This is a genomic window from Roseomonas indoligenes (genome assembly GCF_017813365.1).
In the GTDB taxonomy this organism is placed as follows: domain Bacteria; phylum Pseudomonadota; class Alphaproteobacteria; order Acetobacterales; family Acetobacteraceae; genus Roseomonas; species Roseomonas indoligenes.
The window spans coordinates 104851-128681 of sequence record NZ_JAGIZA010000002.1; the positions used below are offsets into that span (position 1 = coordinate 104851).

The window sequence follows — 23831 nt, forward strand, 5'->3', positions numbered from 1 at the left end:
TACCTGTGTGAAGGTAAAGTTACTAGGGAAGCCCGACAAGGGCGGCCATTTTCGGGCTTTCCGATCGTGCCTTCCGAGGGGGAACACGCTTTGAGTCACGCCAGCCTGCCGGGCACACGCCCCGGGGATGCACCTGCCGCGTCCACCCGCTTCGCCGCGCTCCGGCGCGAGATCACCTCCTCCTCCCTCTCCTTCCTGATGGAGGCGCATGACGGGCTCTCCGCCAAGATCGTGCAGGAGGCGGGCTTCCGCGGCGTCTGGGCCTCCGGCCTGACCACCTCCGCGGCGCTTGGCCTGCGCGACAGCAACGAGGCGTCCTGGACCCAGGTGCTGGAGGTGCTGGAATACATGGCGGACGCCACCACCCTGCCCATCCTGGTGGATGGCGACACGGGGCACGGCAACTTCAACAATGTCCGCCGCTTCGTCCGCAAGCTCTGCGAGCGCGGCATCGCCGGCGTCTGCATCGAGGACAAGCTCTTCCCCAAGACCAACTCCTTCATCGGGGAGGCGCAGCCGCTGGCCGACGTGGACGAGTTCTGCGGCCGCATCAAGGCGGGCAAGGACAGCCAGACGGACGATGACTTCGTGCTGGTGGCCCGCGTGGAGGCTCTCATCTCCGGCCATTCCATGGAGGAGGCGCTGCGGCGCGCGGAGGCCTATCATGCGGCAGGCGCCGATGCGATCCTCATCCACTCCAAGAAGTCCAACGCGGACGAGATCTTCACCTTCGCGGAGCGCTGGGGCAATCGCGCTCCGCTGGTGATCGTGCCGACCATGTACTACGCCACGCCGACGGACCTGTATCGGCAGGCCGGCATCTCCACCATCATCTGGGCCAACCACCTGCTGCGCGCCTCCATGGCCGCGATGCGGGAGACGGCGGCGCGCATCCACGAGGACGAGTCCCTGATGCGCGTGGAGGGCAGCGTCTCCACCGTGAAGGACATCTTCCGGCTGATGGGCAATGCCGAGCTGGAGGAGGCCGAGCGCCGCTACCTGCCGAGCAAGCCCGCGCCCTCCGCCGTGGTGCTGGCCGCCGGCGGCGGCGAGCTGGGCGGGATGACGACGGACCAGCCGAAATGCATGCTGGACATCCGCGGCCAGTCCCTGCTGCAGCGGCTGGTGGGCACGCTGCGCGAGAGCGGGGTTCGCGACGTCTCCGTGGTGCGCGGCCAGCACAAGGAGGCCGTGACGCTGCAGGGCGTGCGGATGGTCGACAACGACCGCCACGCCAGCACGGGGGAGGCCATGTCGCTGGCCTGCGCGCGGGATGCGATCAAGGGTGAGACGGTGGTGGCCTATGGCGACGTGCTGTTCCGCCGCTACATCCTGGACAGCCTGCTGACGAGCAGCGCCGACGTGGTGGTGGCCGTGGACACGCTGGGTGCGCAGCCCCGCCCGGGGAACCGCGACCTTGTGACGGCGGACCGCCGCTTCTCCGGCGACTACCTGGACGACCGGCCCGCGCACCTGGTGCGGCTGGCCGGCGACGTGCCGGCCGCGGAGTGCCACGGCGAGTGGATGGGCCTGGCCCGCTTCACCGCGCGCGGGGCGGGATGGCTGCAGGAGGAAATCGCGGCGATGGAGGCCGAGGGGGTGCTGGAAGGGGCGGACATGCCGCTGCTGCTCACCCGCATCGCGGCCAAGCACCCGGTGCGCGTGAAGTACTTCACCGGCCACTGGCTGGACGTGGACACCCTGACGGACCTGGCGGAAGCCCGTAACTTCACATGATCAAGGCTGACGACTTCATCGAGGAAGCGGGGCGCGCCGGCTTCGACTTCTACACGGGCGTGCCCTGCAGCTTCCTGACGCCGCTCATCAACGGCGTGCTCTCCACGCCCGCGCTGAACTACGTGGGCGCGGCGAGCGAGGGGGAGGCGGTGGCCATCGCCTCCGGCGCCTGGCTGGCTGGGCGGCGGACGGTGGTGATGTGCCAGAACTCGGGGCTGGGGAACGCGGTCAACCCGCTGACCTCGCTCAACCACCCCTTCCGCATCCCCACCCTGTTCCTGACGACCTGGCGCGGCGAGCCCGGCATCCCCGACGAGCCGCAGCACGAGATCATGGGGCAGATCACCCAGGACCTGATCGCGCTGATGCGGCTGGAGCAGGCGCCCTTCCCGCAGGCGCGGCAGGCGCTGGGCCCGGCGCTGGACCATGCCGCCGCGCGGATGGAGGAGACGGGCCTGCCCTACGCCTTCGTGGTGCGGAAGGACGACGTGGAGGAGCGGGATCTGGACCAGGCCCCGCGCGCCCTGTCGTCGCCGGGGCGGCGCGAGGACTTCCCGGCCTCCGGTGAGCGCCCGGCCCGCGCGGCGGTTCTGGAGCGGTTCCTCTCGGTCGTGCCGGAGGAGGCGGCGGTGATCGCCACCACCGGCAAGTGCGGGCGGGAACTCTTCACGCTGGCAGACCGGAAGCAGCACCTCTACCAGGTCGGCTCCATGGGCGGCGCCAGCGGCATGGGCCTCGGCGTGGCGCTGAACACGGACAAGCCCGTGGTGGTGCTGGATGGCGACGGCGCGGCGCTGATGAAGCTCGGCACCTTCGCCACCGTCGGCGCCTATGGCCCGCGCCGGCTGGTGCATGTGCTGCTGGACAATGGCGTGCATGACTCCACGGGCGGGCAGGCCACCGTCTCGCCTTCCGTGGACTTCGCGGCCATTGCGCTCGCCTGCGGCTACCGCTACGCCGCCTCCGCCTCCTCACTGGACGGTTTCGAGGCCGCCTTCCGCACGGCCCTGGCGGCCGGCGGCCCGGCGATGATCCATTTGCGGATCGCGCCCGGCTCCATGAAGGTGCTGGGGCGGCCGACGGTGAAGCCGGCGGATGTCGCGCGGCGGTTCCGGGACTTCGTCACGGCGTGATCCTCTCCACCATTGTCAGCCTGCTCATCGGCCTGGCCATCGCCGTCGCGCTGATCGCGACCAATGACCCGCACGCGATCCTGCACCTGATCCTGCAGACCGGCTGGTGGATGGCGGCGGTGCTGGGGCTGAACGTGGCCCAGATCTTCGCCTCCGGCCTCGGCTGGGGACCGCTGATCGAGGATCCGCGGAGGCCGGGGGTGATGGGACTGGCCTTCCTGCGCTGGATCCGTGTCTCCACCAACGCGCTGCTGCCGATCGTGCAGGCGATGGGGGAGCTGATCCGGGCGCAGCTTCTCGTGCGGATGGGCGTGGCGAAGGTGCGCGTGATCGCCAGCCTCGCCATCGACCTGGGCACGGAGATGGCCTCCCAGATCGTCTTTTCCCTCATGGGGCTGGCGGCGCTGCTGCTGATCCCGCACGCCGCCGGCACCTCCGCCACTTTCTGGGCGGTGGCTGGCACGGCGCTGGGGGCGGGGGTGACGGGCTTCTTCATCGCCGCCCAGCGCTGGGGGCTGTTCAAGGTGGTGGAGACGATGCTGCCGAAGCTGGCGGCGCGGGTGGGCTGGACCTCCCTCGGCGAGCTCTCCGGGCTGAACGACACGGTGCAGCACCTCTATGCCCAGCCCGGGCGGCTCTGGCGCAGCGGGGGGTGGCACATGGTCTCCTGGCTGATCGGCGTGGTGGAGACCTGGGCGGCGATGCGGGCCGTGGGCATCGAGGCCGGGCTGGCGGAGGCGCTGGTGATCGAGAGCCTCGGCCAGGCCGTGCGCAGCGCCGGCTTCTTCATCCCCGGCGCGCTGGGCGTGCAGGAGGGCGGCTACGTGCTGATCTGCGCCCTCTTCGGCATCCCGCCGGACAAGGCGATCGCGCTGGTGCTGATCCGGCGGATTCGCGACATCATCCTCGGCGTGCCGGGCGTGATCGCCTGGCGCCTGAGCGTGGCGGGCGCGCGGCCCGCGGCCGAAGCGAGAGGCGCGACATGAGCGACAGCCCCATCCTCCTCACCCCCGGGCCGCTGACGACTGCCATCGAGACCCGCCGCGCCATGCTGCGGGACTGGGGATCGCGCGATCCGGCTTTCATCGCACTCACCGCGGAACTGCGCGCCGGGCTGCTGCGCGTGGCGAAGGGGGAGGGGACGCACGTCGCCGTGCCGCTCCAGGGTTCCGGCACCTTCATCGTGGAGGCGGCGATCGCCACCCTGGTCGGGCCGCAGGACAAGCTGCTGGTGCTGATAAACGGCGCCTATGGCGAGCGGATGGTGACCATCGCCAAGCGGATGGGCCGCGCCGTGGAGGCGCTGCGCTGGCCGGAGGACCGCCCCGTGGAGGCGGCGCGCGTGGCGGAGGCGCTGCGGGCCGATCCCTCCATCACCCATGTCGCGCTGGTGCATTGCGAGACGACGACGGGCCTGCTGAACCCGGTGGAGGACGTGGCGGCCGCCGTCGCCGAGGCCGGGCGCGCCTTCCTGCTGGACGCGATGAGCAGCTTCGGGGCCTTGCCGCTCGATCTCTCGGCCACGCCCGTCACCGCCGTCCTCGCCTCCTCGAACAAGTGCCTGGAGGGGGTGCCGGGGATCGGCTTCGCGCTTGTCACGCCCGCGGCGCTGGAGGCGGCGGCGGGGAGGAGCCCCTTGCTCTCCTTCGACCTGCACGCCCAGTGGAAGGGCTTCGAGAAGGACGGCCAGTGGCGCTTCACCCCGCCCGTGCAGGTGGTGGCGGCCCTGGTGGAGGCGCTGCGGGCCTTCGAGGCCGAGGGCGGGCAGCCCGCGCGGCTGGCGCGCTACGCGGACAATCTGCGGACCATGCTGGCCGGCATGCGCCGCTTGGGCTTCGAGCTGTTCCTGGACGAGTCCTTGCAGGCCCCGATCATCGCCACCTTCCGCCTGCCGGAGAGCCTGGCCTTCCGCCCCTTCTACGACGCGCTGGCCGAGCGCGGCTTCCTCATCTACCCGGGCAAGCTGACGCAGGCGGAAACCTTCCGCATCGGCTGCATCGGCGCGCTGGGCCGCGCGGATTTCGAGCGGCTTCTGGCGGCGGTGGAAGAGGTGCTGGCGCCGGCCTGATCAGGCCCGCTGCCGCCGGGTCCCGGTAAGGGCGATCCAGATCGCGCAGAGCGGCGTGACGACGGCCGCCACCCAGAGCATCGGCACCGCCGCCCCCACCCAGATCAGGACGGGCACGAGGGCGAGGAGGTCGTCCGGGTCGATGACGATGCCGGGGGTGGGCTCCCAGCCGCGCAGCGTGCCGATCTGCAGGACATGGAGCAGCCAGAAGATCGCGCCGATCGCGAGCCCGGCCGCCGTGCCCAGGGCAGGGCCGAGCGCGCCGAGGTGCTCTATCTGCCCCACGCCGATGCCGATGAAGGCAATCACGTTGGAGAAGCAGTCGCTGAACAGGTCGTAGCGGTGCCCGGCCGGGCTGGTTTGGCCAGTGGAGCGCGCCAGTTCTCCATCCGCCCGGTCCAGCAGCATGGAGAGGAGGAAGATTCCCGCCCCGATGTTCTGCCAGGTTCCGGCATCCAGCCCCAGCGCGACCGCGGCGGCGATGCCGCTGATCAGGCGGACCGTGGTGATGGCGTTCGGGGTGATCCCCGTGGGCGCGATCGCCCGGACGGCCGGGCGCACGATCCGGTGAATGATGGTGTTGCTGCTCACGTTCTGTCAGGCCGTCGTGGGCTTGGGCTTCTTCATGAAACGCAGCGCGAGGCGCACGAAGAACGGCACGGTGTTCGGGCGCAGCAGGCGGGGGTCGTAGCCCGCCAGCCGCCGGTCGTTCTCCTCCAGGCAGATCCGCATCAGCTCCACCGGGCTCATCGTGACGCCGATCGAGTCCGAGCTCGCCGTGAAGTTCGTCTGGGAGGAGGAGCCGCCGAGGTCGCGCGCCAGCACGAAGCGGTCCCAGAGCAGCACGGCCCAGACGGCCGCGGTCTTCGCCAGGAAATAGGGCTTGCGCCACAGGGGCTGCTGCGCCCGCTGCCAGGCGGCCCAGTTCTGGAAGAAGAGGATGTGGCGGCTCTCCTCCTGGATCACCGGCTCGAAGGTGCCGACGAGGTCGGGGGGGAAGAAGCCGGAGCGGCGGGCGGCCTCGAACAGGCCGAAGGCGAAGAAGCTGTCGATGCACTCGGAGTAGCCGGTCCGCATCCAGCCCCATTCCACGTCCTTGAAGCCGGTGTATTCGGGCTCCGGCTCCAGCACGACGCCATAGGCCTCGACGAGATTGGACAGCACCCGCTTGTGGCGCGCCTCCTCCTCCGCATCCATCACCAGCGCCTCGTTCAGCAGCGGGTCCCGGATCGTGCGAGCGTAGTCGTGGACGCGGAGGGAGGCGCGGCCCTCCGTCTGCACGGCGATGTCCCAGATCGGCAGGCCCGTCAGCCGGGCATGGGCCTCGGCGTCCAGCTTCGGCCAGTCCAGCACCCGCGGCTTGTAGGGGTTGTGCGTCTCCAGCAGCATCCGCGCGAACATCCGCATATGGGCTTCGCTGCCGATCCGCACGGGGCCAGGCTCGTCGAAGGTCCAGTGCCGGGCGGTGTGGTCGGCGGCGGCCACGGTGGGGCTGTCGAGAGGGACAGCCTCGGCAGAACTCGACGACATTGGAGAACCTCGGAAAGGAGCCGGCGAACCCTGGCCGGAAGAATGATTAATGGCGGCTCCGGCGGGGAACGCAACCCGCGGCCGCCATGGGGCTGTCATGGCCGTAAGGAAAGCTGCTGCCCCGTATGATCTATGTTGCGGTGGTTTCACGTCCCGGCCAGCCGGGCCGGGGACCCGGCGGGGGAAAACCGGCCCGGCCGGGGAGGATGCTGCCTCTGATGGCGGAAAGCCGCAACGGACCGAATTCCGACCGCGGACGCGGGGCCGGGCTTGAACAAGGCGTGCCGAGGCCCCTGATCGCGGATTGCAGCGAGCCCGACCCCGCCCGGCGATCCGGCGCGGGGCGGGTGGGGCTGACCGCCGGCGCCTCCGCGCCGGAGGGAATGGTGCTGGGGGCGCCGTGCCGCCATGCGGGCGGCGCGGGGGCGGTGGAGGTTGCGGCGATGGACGGAATCCGGGAAAACATGGGTTTCTGTCTAACCCCTGAACTCCGGGCACCGTCCGAGCCGACGCTCGCCCAGCCAGCCGAATAGGATAGGAGCGCCGCTTTGGGCATTCCCGCGCTGCAGGCCGCCCGGATCGGGGCCTACCTGATGAAGCAGCAACTCTCCGGGCGGAAGCGCTACCCCCTGGTGCTGATGCTGGAGCCGCTGTTCCGCTGCAACCTGGCCTGCGCCGGCTGCGGCAAGATCGACTATCCGAACGAGATCCTGAACCAGCGCCTCTCCTACGACGAGTGCATGGAGGCGATCGACGAGTGCGGCGCGCCCGTCGTCTCGATCGCGGGCGGCGAGCCGCTGCTGCACAAGGAGATGCCGCAGATCGTCCAGGGCTACCTGGAGCGGAAGAAGTTCGTCATCCTCTGCACCAACGCCCTGTTGCTGGCGAAGAAGATCGACGACTACAAGCCCAGCCCGGCCTTTACCTGGTCCATCCATCTGGATGGGAACGAGGCGATGCACGACAAGTCCGTCTGCCAGACGGGCGTCTATGACAAGGCGGTCGAGGCCATCAAGCTGGCGAAGTCCAAGGGCTTCCAGGTCTCCATCAACTGCACCCTGTTCAACGACGCCGACGCCGAGCAGACCGCCCGCTTCTTCGACGAGGTGACGGCGATGGGGCTGAACGGCATCACCGTCTCCCCCGGCTATGCCTATGAGCGGGCGCCGGACCAGCAGCACTTCCTGAACCGCAACAAGACGAAGGAGCTGTTCCGCGGCATCCTCTCCCGCGGGCGGGGTGGCAAGGCCTGGCCCTTCACGCAGAGCCGGATGTTCCTGAACTTCCTGGCGGGGAACGAGGCCTACAAGTGCACGCCCTGGGGCAACCCGACGCGCACGGTCTTCGGCTGGCAGAAGCCCTGCTACCTGCTCGGCGAGGGTTACGCGAAGACCTTCAAGGAGCTGATGGACGACACCGAGTGGGACAAGTACGGCGTCGGCAACTACGAGAAGTGCGCCGACTGCATGGTCCATTCCGGCTTCGAGGCCTCGGCCGTGCAGCACATGGTGACCAACCCCATCAAGGCGCTGGCCGTGACCCTCGGCGGCATCCGGACCGAGGGGCCGATGGCGAAGGACATCTCCCTCGATAACCAGCGCCCGGCCGACTACGTCTTCTCCGGCCATGTGGACAAGAAGCTGGCCGAGATCCGCGCCACCAAGCCCGCCGGGCAGGCCAAGCACGGCCCGCGGGTGAAGATCACGCGTTCAACCGGGACCGGCGAGGCCGGGCCCGAGACGATCGTGGCCGCGGAGTAGCGCCCGGAAGGCCCGCTCCGCCTCCCACCCCGTCCGGATCAGGGCGGGGAGCTGGAGGGGGTTGCGGACCAGGGAGAGCAGAACGGCCGGCAGGTCCATCCCGCCATCCGGCCGCATCCCCACCCGCGCGGCGGGCGGCAGGCTCTGGTCCGCGCCGTCCGAGATGACGCGGGCCGCCGCGAAGGGCAGTCCGTATCGGCCGGCCACGCGGGCGGCGACGTGGGATTCCATGTCCACCGCCAGGGCGCCGGTTGCCCAGTGCAGGGCGGCCTTTTCCGCCGAGTCCGCGGCCATCCGGTCCTGCCCGACGATGCCACCCCGTCTTGCACCGGGGAGCGCGGCCTCCAGGCGGGCGGCCCAGGCAGGCTCGCCGTCCACCACCCAATCCCCGGGCCGCAGCCCCGGCGCCAGCGCGCCGGCGATGCCGATGCTGAGGATGCCGGCCACGCCAACCGCCTTCCGGTGGAGTTCCGCCTGAAGTCGGGCGGAGTCGCCGCCTCCGGCCACGACCTGAACCCCGGGTCGGGCCAGGATTCGCGCCTCCCGCAGCAGCCCCGTCGCCACGAGGACGGGGCTTGCGGCCCCGCTCACATCCCGTGCAGCGGGCGCGCCGCGTTGCCCTGCTTCAGGTTGCGGAACCGCGCCATGGCCCAGAGGGGGAAGAACTTCGGGTAGCCGTGGTAGCGCAGGTAGAAGACGCGGGGGAAACCGCCGCCCGTGTAGTGGTCCTGCGCCCAGAGCCCGTCCTCGCCCTGGGTGAGGCGGAGGTACTCGATCCCGCGCGCCACCGCCGGGTGGTCCACCTCGCCGGCGGCCATCAGCCCCAGCAGCGCCCAGGCGGTCTGGGAGGCGGTGGAGGGGGCGGGCTCGTAGCCCCGGTAGTCCAGCTTGTAGCTCTGGCAGTCCTCGCCCCAGCCGCCATCGGGGTTCTGGATGGCGATCAGCCAGTCCGCCGCGCGACGGACGGAAGGCACCGTGCCGTCCAGCCCGGCGGCGTTGAGGGCGCAGAGGGCGGACCAGGTGCCGTAGATGTAGTTCACGCCCCAGCGGCCGAACCAGCTTCCGTCCGCCTCCTGCTCGCGCTCCAGGTAGTCCAGCGCGGCGCGCATCCGCGGGTTCTCCCGCGTCTCGCCGAGCTGGGCGAGCATGGAGACGCAGCGGGCGGAGACGTCGGCGGTGGGCGGATCCAGCAGGGCGCCGTGATCGGCGAAGGGGATGTTGTTCAGGTAGAAATGGGTGTTGTCGGCATCGAAGGCGCCCCAGCCGCCGTCGCCGCTCTGCAGCCCCACCGTCCATTCCGTGCCGCGTGAGATCGCCTCGTCGTAGCGCGCGTCCAGGCCCAGCTGGTCGCGGGCGCGGTCCATGGCCATCACCACCACGGCGGTGTCGTCCAGGTCGGGGTAATGGGCGTTGCGGTACTGGAAGGCCCAGCCGCCGGGGCGGACATGCGGGCGCAACTCGGCCCAGTCGCCCTTCACCTCCAGCTCCTGCAGGGGCTTCAGCCATTCCAGGCCGCGCGCGGCGGCGGCCTCGGCGGCCTCGCCGCCCACCTCCAGCATGGCATGCGCCGTCAGCGCCGTGTCCCAGACCGGGGAGACGCAGGGCTGGCAGTAGGCCTCGTCCTCCCGGATCACCAGCAGCTTCTCGACGGAGTGGCGGGCGATGGCGCGATCCGGATGGTCCTCCGGGTAGCCCAGCGCGTCGTACATCATCACGGCATTGGCCATGGCGGGGTAGATCGCGCCCAGCCCGTCCTCGCCGTTCAGACGCTCCGTCACGAAGGCTACGCAGCGGTCGATGGCCTGCTTGCGCAGGGTGCGCGGCCAGAAGGGCTCGGCCACCTTCAGCCCGCCATCCAGCCCGTTGAAGAACAGCGCCCAGCCCGGGTGCTTGTGGCTGCGCGCCCGCTTCCAGGCCAGGCGCCTGGGGGCGAAGATCTCCTGGATCCGCACGCCGCGCGGGTTGCGGGCGCGCACGCGCAGGGCCTGCAGGACCAGCAGCGGCACCAGCACCGTCCGCGCCCAGTAGGACATGCGGCCGATATGCACGGGGAACCAGCGCGGCAGCAGGATCATCTCCACCGGGATGGTGGGAACCCGGCGCCAGGGAATCTCCCCGAACATGGCCAGCAGGATGCGGGTGAAGACGTTGGCGCGGCCAGCGCCGCCATGGGCGAGGATCGCGGCGCGGGCGCGGGCCATATGGGGCGCGTCCGGGCTGTCCCCGATCATCTTCAGGCAGAAATAGGCCTTCACGGACGCGCTGATGTCGAAGCCGCCGCCGTGGAACAGCGGCCAGCCGCCGTGGTCGCCCTGGATGCGGCGGAGGTAGTTGCCGATCTTGCGCTCGAGCTCGAGGTCGTCCGGTTCCGCCAGGTGCTGGCGCAGCAGCACGTACTCGGCGGGGATGGTGGCATCCGCCTCCAGCTCGAAGACCCAGTGGCCGTCCCCCCGCTGCTGGCGGAGCAGCGCCTCGGAGGCGCGGGAGATCCCGGCCTCGACGGCGCCCAGCCCTGGCTCGGCCTCGGAGACGAGATCGTTCGGCACGTCCTTCATGCGCGGCCCGTCATGGCCTGGGCCCGTCCCTTCCACATTCCGCCCTTCCCCCGCCAGACCTGCAGGGCGGATTGCAGGGTGAACACCGTATAGGCCGCCCCGATGACCGGCAGAGCCAGGCCCCAGAGAGGCGAGACGCGGTAGAAGCGGAGCATGGGCTGGAAGGCAAGCGCCATCATCGCCCAGGCTGCCAGCCCCGCGATCCGCGCATAGCCATCCCCGAACAGGGCGAGGGCGGGCGGGAGGAGATAGGTGAGGACCATGCCCAGCACGGTCCCGGCCAGCAGCAGGGGCGAGTACCCGAGCTGGGCATAGGCAGAGCGGGAGACCATCCGCCCGATCTCCGCCACCCCGCCATAGGGGCGCAGGCTGCGCGCCCGGCGGGTCAGGTCCAGCCGGATGGGGCCGGTCTCCTTCAGGCGGCGGGCGAGGTTGCAGTCGTCGATGATGGCGGTGCGGATGGCGGCGATGCCGCCGATGCGCTCCAGCGCCTCCCGCCGGACCAGCATGCAGCCGCCGGCGCCGGCCGCCGTGCGGGCCTGCGCATCCCCCACCCAGCGGAAGGGGTAGAGCATCTGGAAAAAGAAAACGAAGGCCGGGATCAGGAAGCGCTCCGCCGCCGTGGCGCAGGAGAGTTCCGCCATGAGGGAGACGAGGGAGAGGCGCCCCGCCTCCGCCCGCGCCACCAGGGCCCGGAGGTTGCCGGGATCGTGGCCGATATCGGCATCGGTCAGCAGCACGTAGTCCGGGCCATCCCCGGCATGGCGAACCCCCTGGGAAAGGGCCCAGAGCTTGCCCGTCCAGCCCTGCGGCAGGGGCTCACCCCGCAGTACCTCCAGGGGGGCGCGGCCGGTTGTGCCCCGGGCGGCCTCGGCGGTGCTGTCCGTGCTCCCGTCGTCCACCAGGACCACGGAGAAGGGGCCGGGATAGTCCTGGCCGCGCAGGCTGCCGATGGAGCGGGCGATCACGTCCGCCTCGTTGCGGGCGGGCACCACGGCGACCACGCGGGGCCAGGCGGCGGGCTCCGGCGCTAGGTCGCGGTCGTCGCGCTCCCGGCACAGCCAGAAGCCGCCGCGGGCGAGGAGCATGACGAGCCAGATCGCGACCGGAACCAGGCCGAGGAGGAGCAACATGCCCTACAGATACCCCGCGCCGCGGAACCACGCGATGGCATCCGATACCCCCTCCTGCCATGGGCGGGCGGTGTAGCCGAGTTCCCGCTGCGCCTTGGCCGAGGTGAAGAACATCCGGTAGCGGGACATGTTCAGGGCATCCACCGTGAGGATCGGTTCCTTCCCCGTGAAGCGCGCCACCGCCTCCGCGCCCCAGGCCAGGGGATAGAGGGGCGCGCGGGGCAGCCTCACGCGCGGGGCACGGCGGCCCGCCAGCCGCGCCACCTCCGCCAGGAAGTCCTGCAGGGAAACGTCCTGGCCGCCGAGGATGTAGCGCTCCCCGATGCGCCCCCGCTCGAAGGCGAGGAGGTGGCCCTCCGCGATGTCGTCCACATGGGCGAAGTTCAGCCCGGTCTCGACGAAGGCCGGGATCTTGCCGCGCGCGCCGTCCAGGATGATCCGGCCCGTGGGGGTGGGGCGGATGTCGCGCGGGCCGATGGGGGTGGAAGGGTTCACGATCACGGCGGGCAGCCCCTCGCCCGCCACCATCGCCTCCACCACGCGCTCGGCCGCGGTCTTGCTCTGCTTGTAGGCGCCGATGGCCGCCGCGGGGTCCTGCGGGGCGTTCTCGTCCACCGGGCCGGTGGCGCCGGCCAGCTTCAGCGTGGCGACGCTGCTCGTGTAGACGATCCGCTCCACCCGGGCCTCCTGGGCGGCGCGCATCAGGTCGCGCGTGCCCTCCACGTTCACCCGGTGGATCACGGCGGGGTCGGGCGCCCAGAGGCGGTAATCCGCGGCGACGTGGAAAAGGTAGTGCGCCCCCTCCATCGCGGTGCGGAGGGAGGCGGGGTCGGTCAGGTCGCCGGAGACGGGCTCCCAGCCCATCCCCTCCAGGTTGCCGCGCGGGCTGGAGGGGCGGAGGAGGACCCGCACGCGCAGCCCGCGCGCCGCCAGGGCGCGCGCGACGGAGGAGCCGAGGAAGCCGGAGGCGCCGGTGACGAGGGCCGTTTCGCCGGGGCGGAGCGGAAAGGGTGCGGGACCCGGGGAGGGCGCGGTCGGCGTGTCGATCGACCGGTCGGCGTCAGGAATGGCCTGCTTCCCCTGCTGTCGCGCCGCCCGGAGTGCCCGGGAGGGTCGCGGGCGTGAAACTAGGCCCGCCGGGCGCCGGCTTCAATTTGGCGGGTGGGTTGTCGATGCCCAGTCGATCGAGCGCACCGGTCCTGCCCGGCCGGCGAAGTCCGTGGCGGTCAGATAGGGCGGTCTGATTGTCCGGCCGAAGCAGCAGGAATCGACAAGCCAGCATCTTGCCGGATGGATAATCTGAAGCTGAGAACCATCCTCAACAACCGCGTGGCGGATAGTTACGTTTCGTGCCCGTGTCTTGCCCGGTATTGCGGGAACCGCGTATTAATGCAGGTGTTATCTCTATCACGCGGCACTAGGTCTGGGAGGACCATATGAACATGGAACTCTCGCGGCGCGGCCTGCTGAAGGTCGCCGGCGCGGGCGTTGCTGGCACGTCACTCGGGGCGATGGGTTTCAGTGAGGCGGAGGCCGCGGTGGCGGCCCATGTGAGGCCCCTGAAGCTCGCGAACCTGAACGAGACGCGCAGCATCTGCACCTACTGCTCGGTGGCCTGCGGGATCATCGCCTACTCGAAGGGCGACCGGCGCAAGGGCGAGCGGGCCGAACTGATCCACATCGAGGGCGATGTGGACCACCCCACGAACCTCGGCACGCTCTGCCCCAAGGGCGCGGCGCTGAAGGACTTCGTGAAGTCGGAGAGCCGGCTGCAGTATCCGATGATCCGCAAGCCCGGCTCCGACCGGTTCGAGCGGGTGAGCTGGGACTTCGCGCTGGACCGCATCGCGCGCCTGATGAAGGACGACCGCGACGCGAACTTCGTGGCGAAGAACAAGGCGGGGCTGCCGGTGAACCGGTGGACCACGACCGGGATGCTCGCCGCCTCCGCCACCACCAACGAGACGGCCTGGGCGACCTTCAAGGTTGCCAAGGCGCTCGGGATCGTCGGATTCGATAACCAGGCGCGCGTCTGACACGGCCCCACGGTGTCCAGTTTGGGCCCGACATTTGGCCGTGGAGCGATGACGAACTCCTGGACCGACATCAAGAACGCCGACCTCGTTGTCGTCATGGGCGGCAATGCGGCGGAAGCGCACCCTTGCGGATTCAAGTGGGTGACGGAGGCGAAGGCGCATCGCGGCGCCAAGCTGATCGTCGTCGACCCGCGCTATACCCGCACGGCCTCCGTCTCCGACTACTACGCCCCGATCCGGCAGGGATCGGACATCGCTTTCCTGAATGGGCTGATCAACTACTGCATCACCAACGACAAGGTGCAGTGGGAGTACACCAAGGCCTACACGAACGCCGCCTTCATCGTGAAGGAGGGCTTCGGGTACCAGGACGGGCTGTTCACGGGCTATGACGAGGAGAAGCGGGACTACGACCGCAGCACCTGGGACTACGAGATCGGCGAGGACGGCTTCGCGAAGGTCGACCCGACGCTCCAGCACCCGCGCTGCGTCTGGAACCTGCTGAAGCAGCACGTCTCCGTCTATACGCCTGAGATGGTGTCGAACATCTGCGGCACGCCGAAAGACAAGTTCCTGCGGGTGGCGGAGATGATCGCGGAGACGTCCGCGCCGAACAAGGTCATGACGTCGATGTATGCCCTGGGGTGGACCCAGCACTCCCACGGCGCGCAGAACATCCGCGCCATGGCGATGCTGCAGCTCATCCTCGGCAATATCGGGCTGCGCGGCGGCGGCATGAACGCGCTGCGCGGGCACTCCAACATCCAGGGCCTGACGGACCTGGGGCTGATGTCGCACCTCCTCACCGGCTACCTGAACATGCCGTCGGAGGCGGAGCCCGACTACGACACCTATATGAAGTCGCGGCAGTTCAAGCCGCTGCGTCCCGGCCAGACGAGCTACTGGCAGAACTACTCCAAGTTCATGGTCTCCTTCCAGAAGGCCATGTGGGGCGAGGTGGCGGCGGCCGAGAACGACTGGTGCTACGACTACCTGTCGAAGCTGGATGTCCCGGCCTACGACATCCTTCGCATGTTCGAGTTGATGAACCAGGGGCGGGTGAACGGCTACATCTGCCAGGGCTTCAACCCCCTGATGGCCGTTCCCGACCGGGCGAAGGTCACCTCCTCCCTCTCCAAGCTCAAGTTCCTCATCACGATGGACCCGCTGGAGACGGAGACGGCCCGCTTCTGGGAGAACCACGGCGAGTTCAACAACGTGGACACCCGGAGCATTCAGACGGAGGTCATCCAGCTTCCGACCGTCTGCTTCGCGGAGGACGAGGGGTCTCTCACCAACTCCGGGCGGTGGCTGCAGTGGTTCTGGCCGGCGGCGACCCCGCCGGGCGAGGCGCGGCCGGACACCGCCATCATGGCGGAGATCCTTCTCCGCATGCGGGAGCTGTACAAGAAGGAAGGGGGGGCCTTCCCCGACCCGGTGCTGAACCTCTCGTGGGACTACCACAACCCGCGGGAGCCGGAGCCGGAGGAGCTGGCCCGCGAGATCAACGGGCGCGCGCTCGTCGATCTCAAGGACCCGGCCGATCCGTCCAAGGTGCTGGTGCCCGCGGGCAAGCAGGTGGTGAACTTCTCCCAGCTGCGGGACGATGGCTCCACCATGTGCGGCTGCTGGATCTATTCCGGCAACTTCAACGAGGCGGGCAATAACATGGCCCGGCGGGACAACCGCGACCCCTCGGGCCTGGGCACCCATGCCGGCTGGACCTTCGCCTGGCCGCTGAACCGCCGCACCCTCTACAACGGCGCTTCCGCGGACACGCAGGGCCGGCCCTGGGATCCCAGCCGCAAGCTGCTGGAGTGGGACGGCACGAAGTGGGTGAGCGACGACGTCCCGGATATCGGCGTCAACGCGAAGCCCGGCGAGGTGCAGCCCTTCATCATGAACCAGGAAGGGGTCTCGCGCCTCTTCGCCCGGGGATTGATGCGGGACGGGCCTTTCCCCGCGCATCTCGAGCCCTTCGAGAGCCCGGTGCAGAACGTGTTCAACCGCCGCATGCGGGGCAACCCGGTCGGCCGCATCTTCGAGAGCGACGTTGGCCGCTTCGGCAATGCGGACGAGTTCCCGTTCTTCGCGACCTCCTACCGCCTGACCGAGCACTTCCACTACTGGACGAAGCACAACCGGGTGAATGCCGCGCTGCAGCCCGAGTTCTTCGTCGAGATCTCGGAGGAGCTGGCGGCGCTGCGGGGCGTGACGGCGGGAAGCTGGGTGCGCGTGTGGTCCAAGCGCGGCTCGGTGAAGGCGCGCGCCGTCGTCACCAAGCGCATCCGGCCGCTGCAATGCGATGGGAAGACGGTGCACATCGTCGGCGTGCCCATCCACTGGGGCTTCATGGGCGCCGCGCGCAAGGGCCACAGCGTGAACACGCTGACCATGCCCGTGGGCGAGGCGAATATCGAGACGCCGGCGGTGAAGGCGTTCCTCGTCAACCTTGAGCCCACGACAGCCCCGGGGGTGCAGTCATGAGCGGTAGCACCACCTATCAGAGCCCGCACACCGCGGTCTCCAACCCGCCGGTCACGCCCGTGGCCGCGGGCTTCGGGGAGGCGGACCTCGTCCGCCGCTCCGCCACCAGTGACCTGCCGCCCCCGCAGCGGCAGCTCACCCCCGTGGCGAAGCTGATCGACGTCTCCAAGTGCATCGGCTGCAAGGCCTGCCAGTCCGCCTGCATCGAGTGGAACGACACCCACCCCGACATCGGCGAGAACCACGGGATCTACGACAATCCCCGTGACCTCACTGAGAACATGTTCACGCTCATGCGGTTCACGGAATGGGTGAACCCGGAGACGGACAACTTGGAGTGGCTCATCCGCAAGGATGGCTGCATGCACTGCTCCGACCCCGGCTGCCTGAAGGCCTGCCCGGCGCCGGGCGCGATCGTGCAGTACACGAACGGCATCGTGGACTTCGTCCACGAGAACTGCATCGGCTGCGGCTACTGCGTGAAGGGCTGCCCCTTCAACATCCCCCGCATCTCGAAGGCGGATCACCGCTCCTACAAGTGCACCCTCTGCTCCGACCGCGTGGCGGTGGGCCAGGGCCCGGCCTGCGCGAAGGCCTGCCCGACCCAGGCCATCGTGTTCGGCACGAAGGAGGACATGAAGCGGCACGCCGAGGGACGGATCGCCGACCTGAAGTCCCGCGGCTACGCCAATGCGGGGCTGTACGATCCGCCGGGCGTGGGCGGCACGCATGTGATGTACGTGCTGCACCACAACGACAGGCCGAGCCTCTATGCCGGCCTGCCGGACAACCCGCGCATCTCCCCGATCGTGCAGACCTGGAAGGGCGTGACGAAGTATGTGGGCCTCGCCGCCATGGGCTTCTTGGCGGCGGGCAGCCTCATCCACGGCGTCTTCGCCCGCCCCAACCGCGTGACGCAGGAGGATGACGTGCACGGCGAGGACCTGGTGGAGGGCAAGCCCGTGCCGCCGCCCAAGCCGGAGACCTACGGCCCCGGCAGCGGGGAGCACCGCTGATGGTGGAGCGTATCCAGCCCGGCGACGCCATCCATCCGGGGAAGCCGAGCACGGTGGACCGCTACGGTCCCCTGGCCCGGCTGAACCACTGGGTCACGGCACTCAGCCTGATCCTGCTGGCGCTGTCCGGCCTCGCGCTGTTCACCCCCTCGCTCTACTGGCTCACGGGCCTGTTCGGCGGGGGGCAGAACACGCGGGCCCTCCATCCCTGGATCGGGGTGGTGCTCTTCGTGTCGTTCTTCGTGTTCTTCTTCCAGCTCTGGAAGGCGAACCTGCCGCAGCGCGTGGACTGGGTGTGGCTCTCGAAGATCCGGGACCTGCTCGGTGGGCATGAGGAGAACCTGCCGGAGCTCGGCAAGTACAACGCCGGCCAGAAGTTCATCTTCTGGGGCATGGCGGGCCTGATCCTGGTGCTGATCGCCAGCGGCGTCCTGATCTGGGAGCAGTACTTCGCCGACTACGTGGATATCCCCATCCGTCGGATCGCCGTGATCACCCACTCCATCGCGGCGGTGCTGATCATCTGCATCTTCATCCTGCACGTCTATGCGGCCATATGGACGCGGGGCACGCTGCGGGCGATGACGCGGGGCGACGTGACGGCGGGCTGGGCCTGGCGGCACCACCGCAAGTGGCTGCGCGACCTGGCCCGGCAGCGCCGGATCGATCCGGCCGAATAAGGGAAGGGGGGCGTGGCCGGTCCGGTCCGCCGAGATGACATGTCCGGTTTCGAGAGCATCCAGCCCGATCCTTCCACCATCGGGCGCCTTCTTCCGCCCCCCTTCGCCCTCCTTCCCGACCCGCGCCGCCTGTTCCGGGCGCGGGCGGAACGCCTGGCGACACTGGCGCAGGCGGGGGACATGGCCCCCTATCTCCGCTTCCTGAATGGGCTCTGCGAGACGCAGGCGGCGGTGGCCGATGCGCTGCCGCCCGCCGAGCCCATCCCTGCCGCCCAGGTGGAGCGCGCACGGGAGGGCAAGATGCCGCCGCTGGACCGCAACGCCTTCCGGGACTCCCCGGGGCTTCGGGCGGTGATCGGCCCCTTCCTTGACGCCATGCTGCCCGTGCCGAAGCCGCAGCCTGCGCAGGACGCGCTGGAGTGGCTGCGCCGGGCGCCCGAGGAGTCCATGAGGGAGATGCTCGGCAACGTCGTGGCCGATGCCGTCCCGCTGGAGGCGATCCCGCAGCACCTCTTCCTCTCCGCCGCCGCGCAGATCGAGGCGGCGCGGCTTGCCGCCGGGCTGGATGCGGCGAAGCTGGTGCCGGTCGAGATGGGGGTCTGCCCGGTCTGCGGCGGGCCGCCCGCCGCGTCCCTCGTCGTGGAGCGGCCCGGGGCGGAGGGGGCGCGCTACGCCGCCTGCGCCTTCTGCGGCACGCATTGGAACGAGGTGCGGATCAAGTGCCTGGCCTGCGGCTCCACCAAGGGCATCGGCTACAAGGCCGCTGAGGAGGGTGGGGCGGAACCGGCCATCAAGGCCGAGACCTGCGATTCCTGCCGCAGTTGGGTGAAGATCCTTTACCACAAGGCCAATCCCTCGCTGGAGGTCGTGGCGGACGACGTGGCGAGCCTGGGATTGGACCTGCTGATGCAGGGTACCGAGTACCGGCGCGCCGGCTTCGACCCCTTCCTGATCGGCTACTAGGCCCCGTGTCCGACAAGGCGGCCCTTCGGGCCCTTCCCTCCGTGGACCGCGTGCTGGGGGCCGCGGAAGCCGCGCCCCTCGTCGCGCGCTTCGGCCGGGCCGAGGTGACGGCGGCCGTGCGGGCGGCGCTGGCCGAGGCGCGGGCGGCGGGCACGCTGCCGGACGCCGGCGCCATCGCCGCCACCGCCGGGGCGCAGCTGGCGGCGCGGGACCGGTCCAACCTGCGGCCGCTGTTCAACCTGACCGGCACGGTGCTGCACACCAATCTCGGCCGCGCCCTGCTGGCCGAGGAGGCGGTGGAGGCCGCCGCCGCCGCCATGCGCGACGCGGTGGCGCTGGAGTTCGACCTGGCGACGGGGCGGCGGGGCGAGCGCGACGACCACCTGCGCGAGCTGTTGCGGGAGTTGACGGGGGCGGAGGACGCCACCCTGGTGAACAACAACGCCGCCGCCGTGCTGATCGCGCTGAACACGCTCGGCATGGGGCGGGAGGCGATCGTCTCCCGCGGGGAGCTGATCGAGATCGGCGGCGCCTTCCGTATCCCCGACATCATGGCGCAGGCCGGGGTGCGCCTCGTGGAGGTGGGCACGACGAACCGCACCCACCCCAGGGACTATCGCGGCGCGATCCGGCCGGAGACGGCGCTGATCGTGAAGGTGCATCCTTCCAACTACCGGATCGAGGGCTTCACGGCGGAGGTGAGCGGGGCGGAACTCTCCGCCATCGCGCGGGAAGCGGGCGTGCCGGTCATGAATGATCTCGGCTCCGGCACGCTGGTCGATCTCTCGCGCTGGGGGCTCGCGAAGGAGCAGACAGTGCATGAGGCCGTGGCGGAAGGGGCTGACATCGTCACCTTCTCCGGCGACAAGCTGCTGGGCGGGCCGCAGGCGGGCTTCATCGTCGGGCGGCGCGACCTGATCGCGGCGATCAACCGCAACCCGATGAAGCGGGCACTGCGGGTGGACAAGATCCGCATCGCCGCGCTGGAAGCCACGCTAAAGCTGTACCGCGACCCGGACCGGCTGGCGGAGCGGCTGCCCGCGCTGCGCCTGCTGTCCCGCAAGGGGCCGGAGATCGAGGCGCAGGCTCAGCGCCTGCTGCCGCTGGTGGCGCAGCACCTGCCGCCGGGCATTGATGTGGAAGTCTGCGCCTGCCGCAGCCAGATCGGCTCCGGCGCCCTGCCCGTGGACACGCTGCCGAGCGCCGGCCTGCGACTGACGGCGCCGCGCGGGCGCGACCTGGAAGCCCTGGCGGCCGCGCTGCGCGAGTTGCCGCGCCCGGTGATTGGCCATGTACGGGACGGCGCCCTGGTGCTGGACCTACGCTGCCTGATCGACGAGGCGGGGTTCCTGGAGAGCCTCTCCGCCCTGCCGGGGGTCCATGGGCTGGCTTGACCGCTTCCGGCGCGCGGCCCCGCCCGCGCCCGATCCGGCAGAGGACGCGCTCGCGGCCTTCCGCGCCGGAGATTACGCGGCCGCGCTGGCGCTGTGGGAGCCCCTGGCGCGGGCCGGGGATGCGCGGGCGCAGGCGAACATCGGCGCCTGCTTCGCGGAAGGGATGGGGGTGCCCCTGGACCCGCCGCTGGCGCTGAAGTGGCTGACTCTCTCGGCTGAGGCAGGGCATCCGCCGGGCCAGCGCAACCTGGCGGCGCTGTACCTGCGCGGCGGGCGCGGGGTGGAGACCGATTTCGCCCGCGCCGCCGATCTGTACCGCCGCGCCGCGGAGGCCGGGGACGGCCTCGCGCAGGACATGCTGAGCTGGATGCTGCTGGAGGGCGAGGTGATGCCGGCCGACCCCGCGGAGGCGCGCCTCTGGGCGGAGAGGGCGGCGGCGCAGGGTGTCGCCGCCTCCATGACCCGGATGGGGATGCTGTACCACCACGCCATGGGCGTGGAGCGGGACGTGGCGGAGGCCGCGCGCTGGTGGTCCCGCGCCGCGGCCTTGGGCGACGCGGATGGGCAGGCCATGCTGGGCGCGGCGCATCACCTGGCCGCCGGCGTGCCTGCGGACGGCGTGTCGGCCCTGGCCTGGCTGTTGCGCGCCGAGGCCGGGGGTAGCGCCCTGGCCCGGCCCTTCATGCCGGCCGTGCGCGCCGCGCTGGATCCTGCCGGCATCGCGGAGGCCGAGCGCCGGGCGAAGGAGCCCCTGCCATGATCGTCGGCACCGCCGGGCATATCGACCACGGCAAGACCGCCCTCGTCCGCGCCCTGACGGGCGTGGAAACCGACCGGCTGAAGGAGGAGAAGGCCCGCGGCATCACCATCGAGCTCGGCTTCGCCTATGCCGGGGAGGGGGATCGCGTCACCGGCTTCGTGGACGTGCCGGGGCATGAGCGCTTCGTGCACACCATGCTGGCCGGCGCCAGCGGGATCGACTTCGCCTTGCTGGTCGTGGCCGCCGATGACGGGGTGATGCCGCAGACGCGCGAGCACCTGGCGATCCTGGACCTGCTGGGCATCGCGCGCGGTGCCGTGGCGATGAGCAAGGCGGACCTCGCCGATGCCGCACGGCGCGCAGAGGTGGAGGCGGAGATCCGGGCGCTTCTTGCCCCCACCGCCCTGCGCGACGCACCGATCATCCCCGTTTCCACCATCACGGGAGAAGGTATCGCCGAACTGAGGGCGCTGCTGGCGCGGGCCGAGGACGAGACGCGCGCGCGGGATGCGGGCGGGCGCTTCCGGCTCTCGGTGGACCGCAGCTTCGTGCTGCAGGGCGCGGGCACGGTGGTGACAGGCACGGTGCTGTCCGGCGCCGTCTCGGTCGGGGATGCGGTGATGATCAGCCCGCTCGGCCTCGCCGCGCGGGTGCGCTCCATCCACGCGCAGAACCGGCCCGCCCCGCGCGGCGTGGCCGGGCAGCGCTGCGCGCTGAACCTGGCAGGGGAGGGGGTTTCGAAGGACGCCGTCTCGCGCGGGGATATGGTGCTCGACCCCCTCCTGCACGCGCCGACCGACCGCATCGACGCCGACTTCCACGCACTGGAGGGCGAGCCGAAGCCGATCGGCCAGTGGTTCCCCGCACGACTGCACCATGCGGGAGAGGAGGTGGGCGTGCGCCTGGTGCCGCTGGAAGGGCCGGTGGCACCGGGCGGGCGCGGGCCGGTGCAACTGGTGCTGGATCGCCCCATCGCGGCGGCGGTGGGGGACCGCTTCATCCTGCGCGACGTCTCGGCCCAGCGCACGGTCGGCGGCGGCCGCTTCCTCGACCTGCGGGCGCCCGCGCGCAAGCGGCGCACGCCGGAGCGGATGGCGGTGCTGGACGCGCTCTCCGCCCCCGCGCCGCAGGCCTTCGCGCGGCTGCTGGAACTGCCGCCCTTCTTCATGGAGCTGGACGGCTTTGCGCGCGACCACGCCCTCGGGCCGGCGCAGGAGGCCGCGCTGTCCGATGGGGCCGTGGTGCTGGAGGCGGGCGGGCGCCGCACCGCGCTCTCCCCGGGCCAATGGGCAGCGTTCCACGCCAGCCTGGAGGAGGAGACGGGCCGCCACCACGAGGAGAACCCGGACATCCAGGGCATCGGGCGGGAGCGGCTGCGGATGCTCGCCCGCCCCCGCCTGCCGCAGCCGGCCTTCCTGGCGGCGCTGGACCAGCTGGCGGCAGAGGGCGCCGTGGTGCTGGAAGGGGCCTTCGTGCGCCTGCCCGGGCACGAGGTGCGGCTGAACCCGGGGGACGAGGCGCTGTATGAGGCAGCGGTGCCGCATCTCGGCGGCGAGGCGCGCTTCCGCCCGCCCCGCGTGCGCGACCTTGTGCCCGTGCTCGGCGCCACGGAGCCAGAAATCCGGCGGGTGATGAAGCTCTGTGCCCGCCTGGGCCGGGTGGACCAGTTGGCGCAGGACCACTTCTTCCTGCGCGCCACCACGGCGGAGATGGTCGAGATCGCGCGCGACGTGGCGGAGGCCGCGCCGGACGGCTGGATCACCGCCGCCGCCTTTCGCGATCGGATGGACAACGGACGCAAGGTGGCGATCCAGATCCTCGACTTCCTCGACCGGCAGGGCGTCACCTTGCGCCGTGGGGACCTGCGCCGCATAAATCCGCACCGTGCGGACCTGTTCCGCCTGTTCACCGGTGCTGGAGGAGAATCGTCCCCGGTGGGGCGTCCGGACTTCAAATCCGGGTGGGGCAGCGAGACTGTCCCGGGTGGGTTCGACTCCCATTCTCTTCCGCCAGCCCCGGATACACCGGCGGCTCGGCCGGCGTCAGAAGTCACCTAGGCGTGCGTGGGCCGGGAACTCCTGCTCGGCCTCAGCGCGTCGGCTCGGTTACGTAGGCCCGCCGCCCAGTGAGGCGCGTTCCCGAACCCAGGCGCACCGTGCCGTCCCGCTGGGGTACGGCCAGCGGCGCGACCTCCACCTGGGCGACGCTGCCCATGCCCAACAGGCTCGCCACCTTGGGCGTCACGCTCACGATCCGTCCTTCCGAGGCCGGCAGCCGGTCGCGAACCCGTACCATCGCCACCCTGCCGTTCCGCAGGTTCCGGATCCGCGCCGTCGTGCCGAGGGGCAGGTCCGCGCTCGCCACGGTGTCGGAGTTCAGTTCGACCTTGCCGCCGTCCGCCATGCGACGTCCGGCGAGACCCTGGGCGATGACTGCCGCCTGGCCGCGCCGTGCCTGCCCGGAAGCATCGGGTGCATCCGGCAGGTTCGCGAGGGCAGGGCCGCAGAGGAGGAGCGAAAGGGTCGCCAGGGCAATAGGGCGCGACATGGGGGCTTCCGGAGATGACAGCCGCTTAACGT

The 23831-nt window shown here is 70.6% G+C and carries 19 protein-coding genes, 1 tRNA gene and 1 pseudogene; 14 read left to right on the top strand and 7 right to left on the bottom strand.

Annotation, left to right across the window (positions count from 1 at the left end; genetic code table 11):
* Positions 1-90: 90 nt before the first annotated feature.
* The 4 genes from aepX to J5Y10_RS02920 are packed head-to-tail and all read left to right on the top strand — an operon-like array spanning position 91 to position 4938.
* Positions 91-1737 (top strand): phosphoenolpyruvate mutase, encoded by a 1647-nt coding sequence (gene aepX, locus J5Y10_RS02905; protein WP_245214265.1) that lies wholly within the window; start codon positions 91-93, stop codon positions 1735-1737.
* Complete coding sequence (gene aepY / locus J5Y10_RS02910; RefSeq protein ID WP_209370527.1) at positions 1734-2870, top strand: phosphonopyruvate decarboxylase; 1137 nt, start codon at positions 1734-1736, stop codon at positions 2868-2870. Before aepX ends, aepY begins: the two co-directional genes overlap by 4 nt.
* The gene (locus tag J5Y10_RS02915) at positions 2867-3856 is read left to right on the top strand and encodes a lysylphosphatidylglycerol synthase domain-containing protein (protein WP_209370529.1); all 990 of its coding nucleotides are present in this window, start codon (positions 2867-2869) and stop codon (positions 3854-3856) included. Before aepY ends, J5Y10_RS02915 begins: the two co-directional genes overlap by 4 nt.
* The gene (locus tag J5Y10_RS02920) at positions 3853-4938 is read left to right on the top strand and encodes a 2-aminoethylphosphonate--pyruvate transaminase (RefSeq protein ID WP_209370531.1); all 1086 of its coding nucleotides are present in this window, start codon (positions 3853-3855) and stop codon (positions 4936-4938) included. Before J5Y10_RS02915 ends, J5Y10_RS02920 begins: the two co-directional genes overlap by 4 nt.
* Here the strand turns inward: J5Y10_RS02920 and J5Y10_RS02925 are convergent, their stop codons facing one another.
* On the bottom strand, positions 4939-5529 hold the full coding sequence (locus J5Y10_RS02925; protein WP_209370533.1) for a CDP-alcohol phosphatidyltransferase family protein: 591 nt from the start codon (positions 5527-5529) through the stop codon (positions 4939-4941).
* Between the two features lie 6 nt (positions 5530-5535).
* Complete coding sequence (locus tag J5Y10_RS02930) at positions 5536-6468, bottom strand: ferritin-like domain-containing protein (protein ID WP_209370535.1); 933 nt, start codon at positions 6466-6468, stop codon at positions 5536-5538.
* 218 nt (positions 6469-6686) lie between these two features.
* Between J5Y10_RS02930 and J5Y10_RS02935 the strand changes: the two genes are divergently transcribed.
* Positions 6687-7001, top strand: a complete 315-nt coding sequence (locus tag J5Y10_RS02935; RefSeq protein WP_209370537.1) for a hypothetical protein — start codon at positions 6687-6689, stop codon at positions 6999-7001.
* Between the two features lie 15 nt (positions 7002-7016).
* A complete protein-coding gene (gene hpnH / locus J5Y10_RS02940) occupies positions 7017-8228 on the top strand; it encodes an adenosyl-hopene transferase HpnH (protein WP_209370538.1) in 1212 nt (403 codons plus the stop codon).
* Here the strand turns inward: hpnH and J5Y10_RS02945 are convergent.
* Genes J5Y10_RS02945 through hpnA form a run of 4 tightly spaced genes read right to left on the bottom strand, consistent with a single transcriptional unit; the run spans position 8178 to position 12963 of the window.
* On the bottom strand, positions 8178-8819 hold the full coding sequence (locus J5Y10_RS02945) for a phosphorylase family protein (protein WP_342452821.1): 642 nt from the start codon (positions 8817-8819) through the stop codon (positions 8178-8180). The two genes, hpnH and J5Y10_RS02945, sit on opposite strands and share 51 nt — an antisense overlap.
* Positions 8816-10783: a squalene--hopene cyclase gene (gene shc / locus J5Y10_RS02950; RefSeq protein ID WP_209370539.1), complete on the bottom strand. Its 1968-nt coding sequence runs from the start codon at positions 10781-10783 to the stop codon at positions 8816-8818. Before shc ends, J5Y10_RS02945 begins: the two co-directional genes overlap by 4 nt.
* Positions 10780-11916 carry a glycosyltransferase gene (locus tag J5Y10_RS02955; RefSeq protein WP_209370541.1) on the bottom strand — a complete coding sequence of 379 codons (1137 nt, stop codon included), beginning with the start codon at positions 11914-11916 and terminating at the stop codon, positions 10780-10782. The genes shc and J5Y10_RS02955 overlap by 4 nt, the downstream gene beginning before the upstream one ends.
* Before the next feature lie 3 nt (positions 11917-11919).
* Positions 11920-12963, bottom strand: coding sequence for a hopanoid-associated sugar epimerase (gene hpnA / locus J5Y10_RS02960; protein ID WP_209371229.1), 1044 nt, complete (start codon positions 12961-12963; stop codon positions 11920-11922).
* Between the two features lie 395 nt (positions 12964-13358).
* On the opposite strand from hpnA, the gene fdnG reads away from it, so the two are divergent.
* From fdnG to J5Y10_RS03000, 8 genes and pseudogenes are all read left to right on the top strand, one after another.
* Positions 13359-16439, top strand: a complete 3081-nt coding sequence (gene fdnG, locus J5Y10_RS02965) for a formate dehydrogenase-N subunit alpha (RefSeq protein ID WP_209371230.1) — start codon at positions 13359-13361, stop codon at positions 16437-16439.
* A complete protein-coding gene (gene fdxH, locus J5Y10_RS02970) occupies positions 16436-17455 on the top strand; it encodes a formate dehydrogenase subunit beta (RefSeq protein ID WP_209370549.1) in 1020 nt (339 codons plus the stop codon). The genes fdnG and fdxH overlap by 4 nt, the downstream gene beginning before the upstream one ends.
* The gene (locus tag J5Y10_RS02975) at positions 17455-18135 is read left to right on the top strand and encodes a formate dehydrogenase subunit gamma (protein ID WP_209370550.1); all 681 of its coding nucleotides are present in this window, start codon (positions 17455-17457) and stop codon (positions 18133-18135) included. The genes fdxH and J5Y10_RS02975 overlap by 1 nt, the downstream gene beginning before the upstream one ends.
* A 39-nt stretch (positions 18136-18174) precedes the next feature.
* A complete protein-coding gene (gene fdhE, locus J5Y10_RS02980) occupies positions 18175-19098 on the top strand; it encodes a formate dehydrogenase accessory protein FdhE (protein WP_209370552.1) in 924 nt (307 codons plus the stop codon).
* A gap of 5 nt (positions 19099-19103) precedes the next feature.
* Entirely contained in the window at positions 19104-20492 is a 1389-nt protein-coding gene (gene selA, locus J5Y10_RS02985; RefSeq protein ID WP_209370554.1) for an L-seryl-tRNA(Sec) selenium transferase, read from the top strand.
* On the top strand, positions 20479-21252 hold the full coding sequence (locus J5Y10_RS02990; protein WP_209370556.1) for a tetratricopeptide repeat protein: 774 nt from the start codon (positions 20479-20481) through the stop codon (positions 21250-21252). Before selA ends, J5Y10_RS02990 begins: the two co-directional genes overlap by 14 nt.
* Positions 21249-23066, top strand: a pseudogene (selB, locus tag J5Y10_RS02995) (selenocysteine-specific translation elongation factor); the annotation flags it as partial. The gene J5Y10_RS02990 and the pseudogene selB, both read left to right, overlap by 4 nt.
* A 102-nt stretch (positions 23067-23168) precedes the next feature.
* Positions 23169-23264: transfer RNA gene (locus J5Y10_RS03000), tRNA-Sec, on the top strand.
* 76 nt (positions 23265-23340) lie between these two features.
* Here the strand turns inward: J5Y10_RS03000 and J5Y10_RS03005 are convergent.
* Positions 23341-23799, bottom strand: coding sequence for a septal ring lytic transglycosylase RlpA family protein (locus tag J5Y10_RS03005; RefSeq protein ID WP_209370558.1), 459 nt, complete (start codon positions 23797-23799; stop codon positions 23341-23343).
* Between the last annotated feature and the right edge of the window lie 32 nt (positions 23800-23831).

What these genes read in the sequence shown, in the direction of transcription:
- J5Y10_RS02935 (WP_209370537.1), top strand. Translation starts at nt 6,687, where the DNA reads ATGGCGGAAAGCCGCAACGGACCGAATTCCGACCGCGGACGCGGGGCC.
- J5Y10_RS02975 (WP_209370550.1), top strand. Translation starts at nt 17,455, where the DNA reads ATGGTGGAGCGTATCCAGCCCGGCGACGCCATCCATCCGGGGAAGCCG.
- aepY (WP_209370527.1), top strand. Translation starts at nt 1,734, where the DNA reads ATGATCAAGGCTGACGACTTCATCGAGGAAGCGGGGCGCGCCGGCTTC.
- J5Y10_RS02955 (WP_209370541.1), bottom strand. Translation starts at nt 11,916, where the DNA reads ATGTTGCTCCTCCTCGGCCTGGTTCCGGTCGCGATCTGGCTCGTCATG.
- J5Y10_RS02990 (WP_209370556.1), top strand. Translation starts at nt 20,479, where the DNA reads ATGGGCTGGCTTGACCGCTTCCGGCGCGCGGCCCCGCCCGCGCCCGAT.
- fdhE (WP_209370552.1), top strand. Translation starts at nt 18,175, where the DNA reads ATGTCCGGTTTCGAGAGCATCCAGCCCGATCCTTCCACCATCGGGCGC.
- J5Y10_RS02930 (WP_209370535.1), bottom strand. Translation starts at nt 6,468, where the DNA reads ATGTCGTCGAGTTCTGCCGAGGCTGTCCCTCTCGACAGCCCCACCGTG.
- shc (WP_209370539.1), bottom strand. Translation starts at nt 10,783, where the DNA reads ATGAAGGACGTGCCGAACGATCTCGTCTCCGAGGCCGAGCCAGGGCTG.
- fdxH (WP_209370549.1), top strand. Translation starts at nt 16,436, where the DNA reads ATGAGCGGTAGCACCACCTATCAGAGCCCGCACACCGCGGTCTCCAAC.
- J5Y10_RS03005 (WP_209370558.1), bottom strand. Translation starts at nt 23,799, where the DNA reads ATGTCGCGCCCTATTGCCCTGGCGACCCTTTCGCTCCTCCTCTGCGGC.
- J5Y10_RS02920 (WP_209370531.1), top strand. Translation starts at nt 3,853, where the DNA reads ATGAGCGACAGCCCCATCCTCCTCACCCCCGGGCCGCTGACGACTGCC.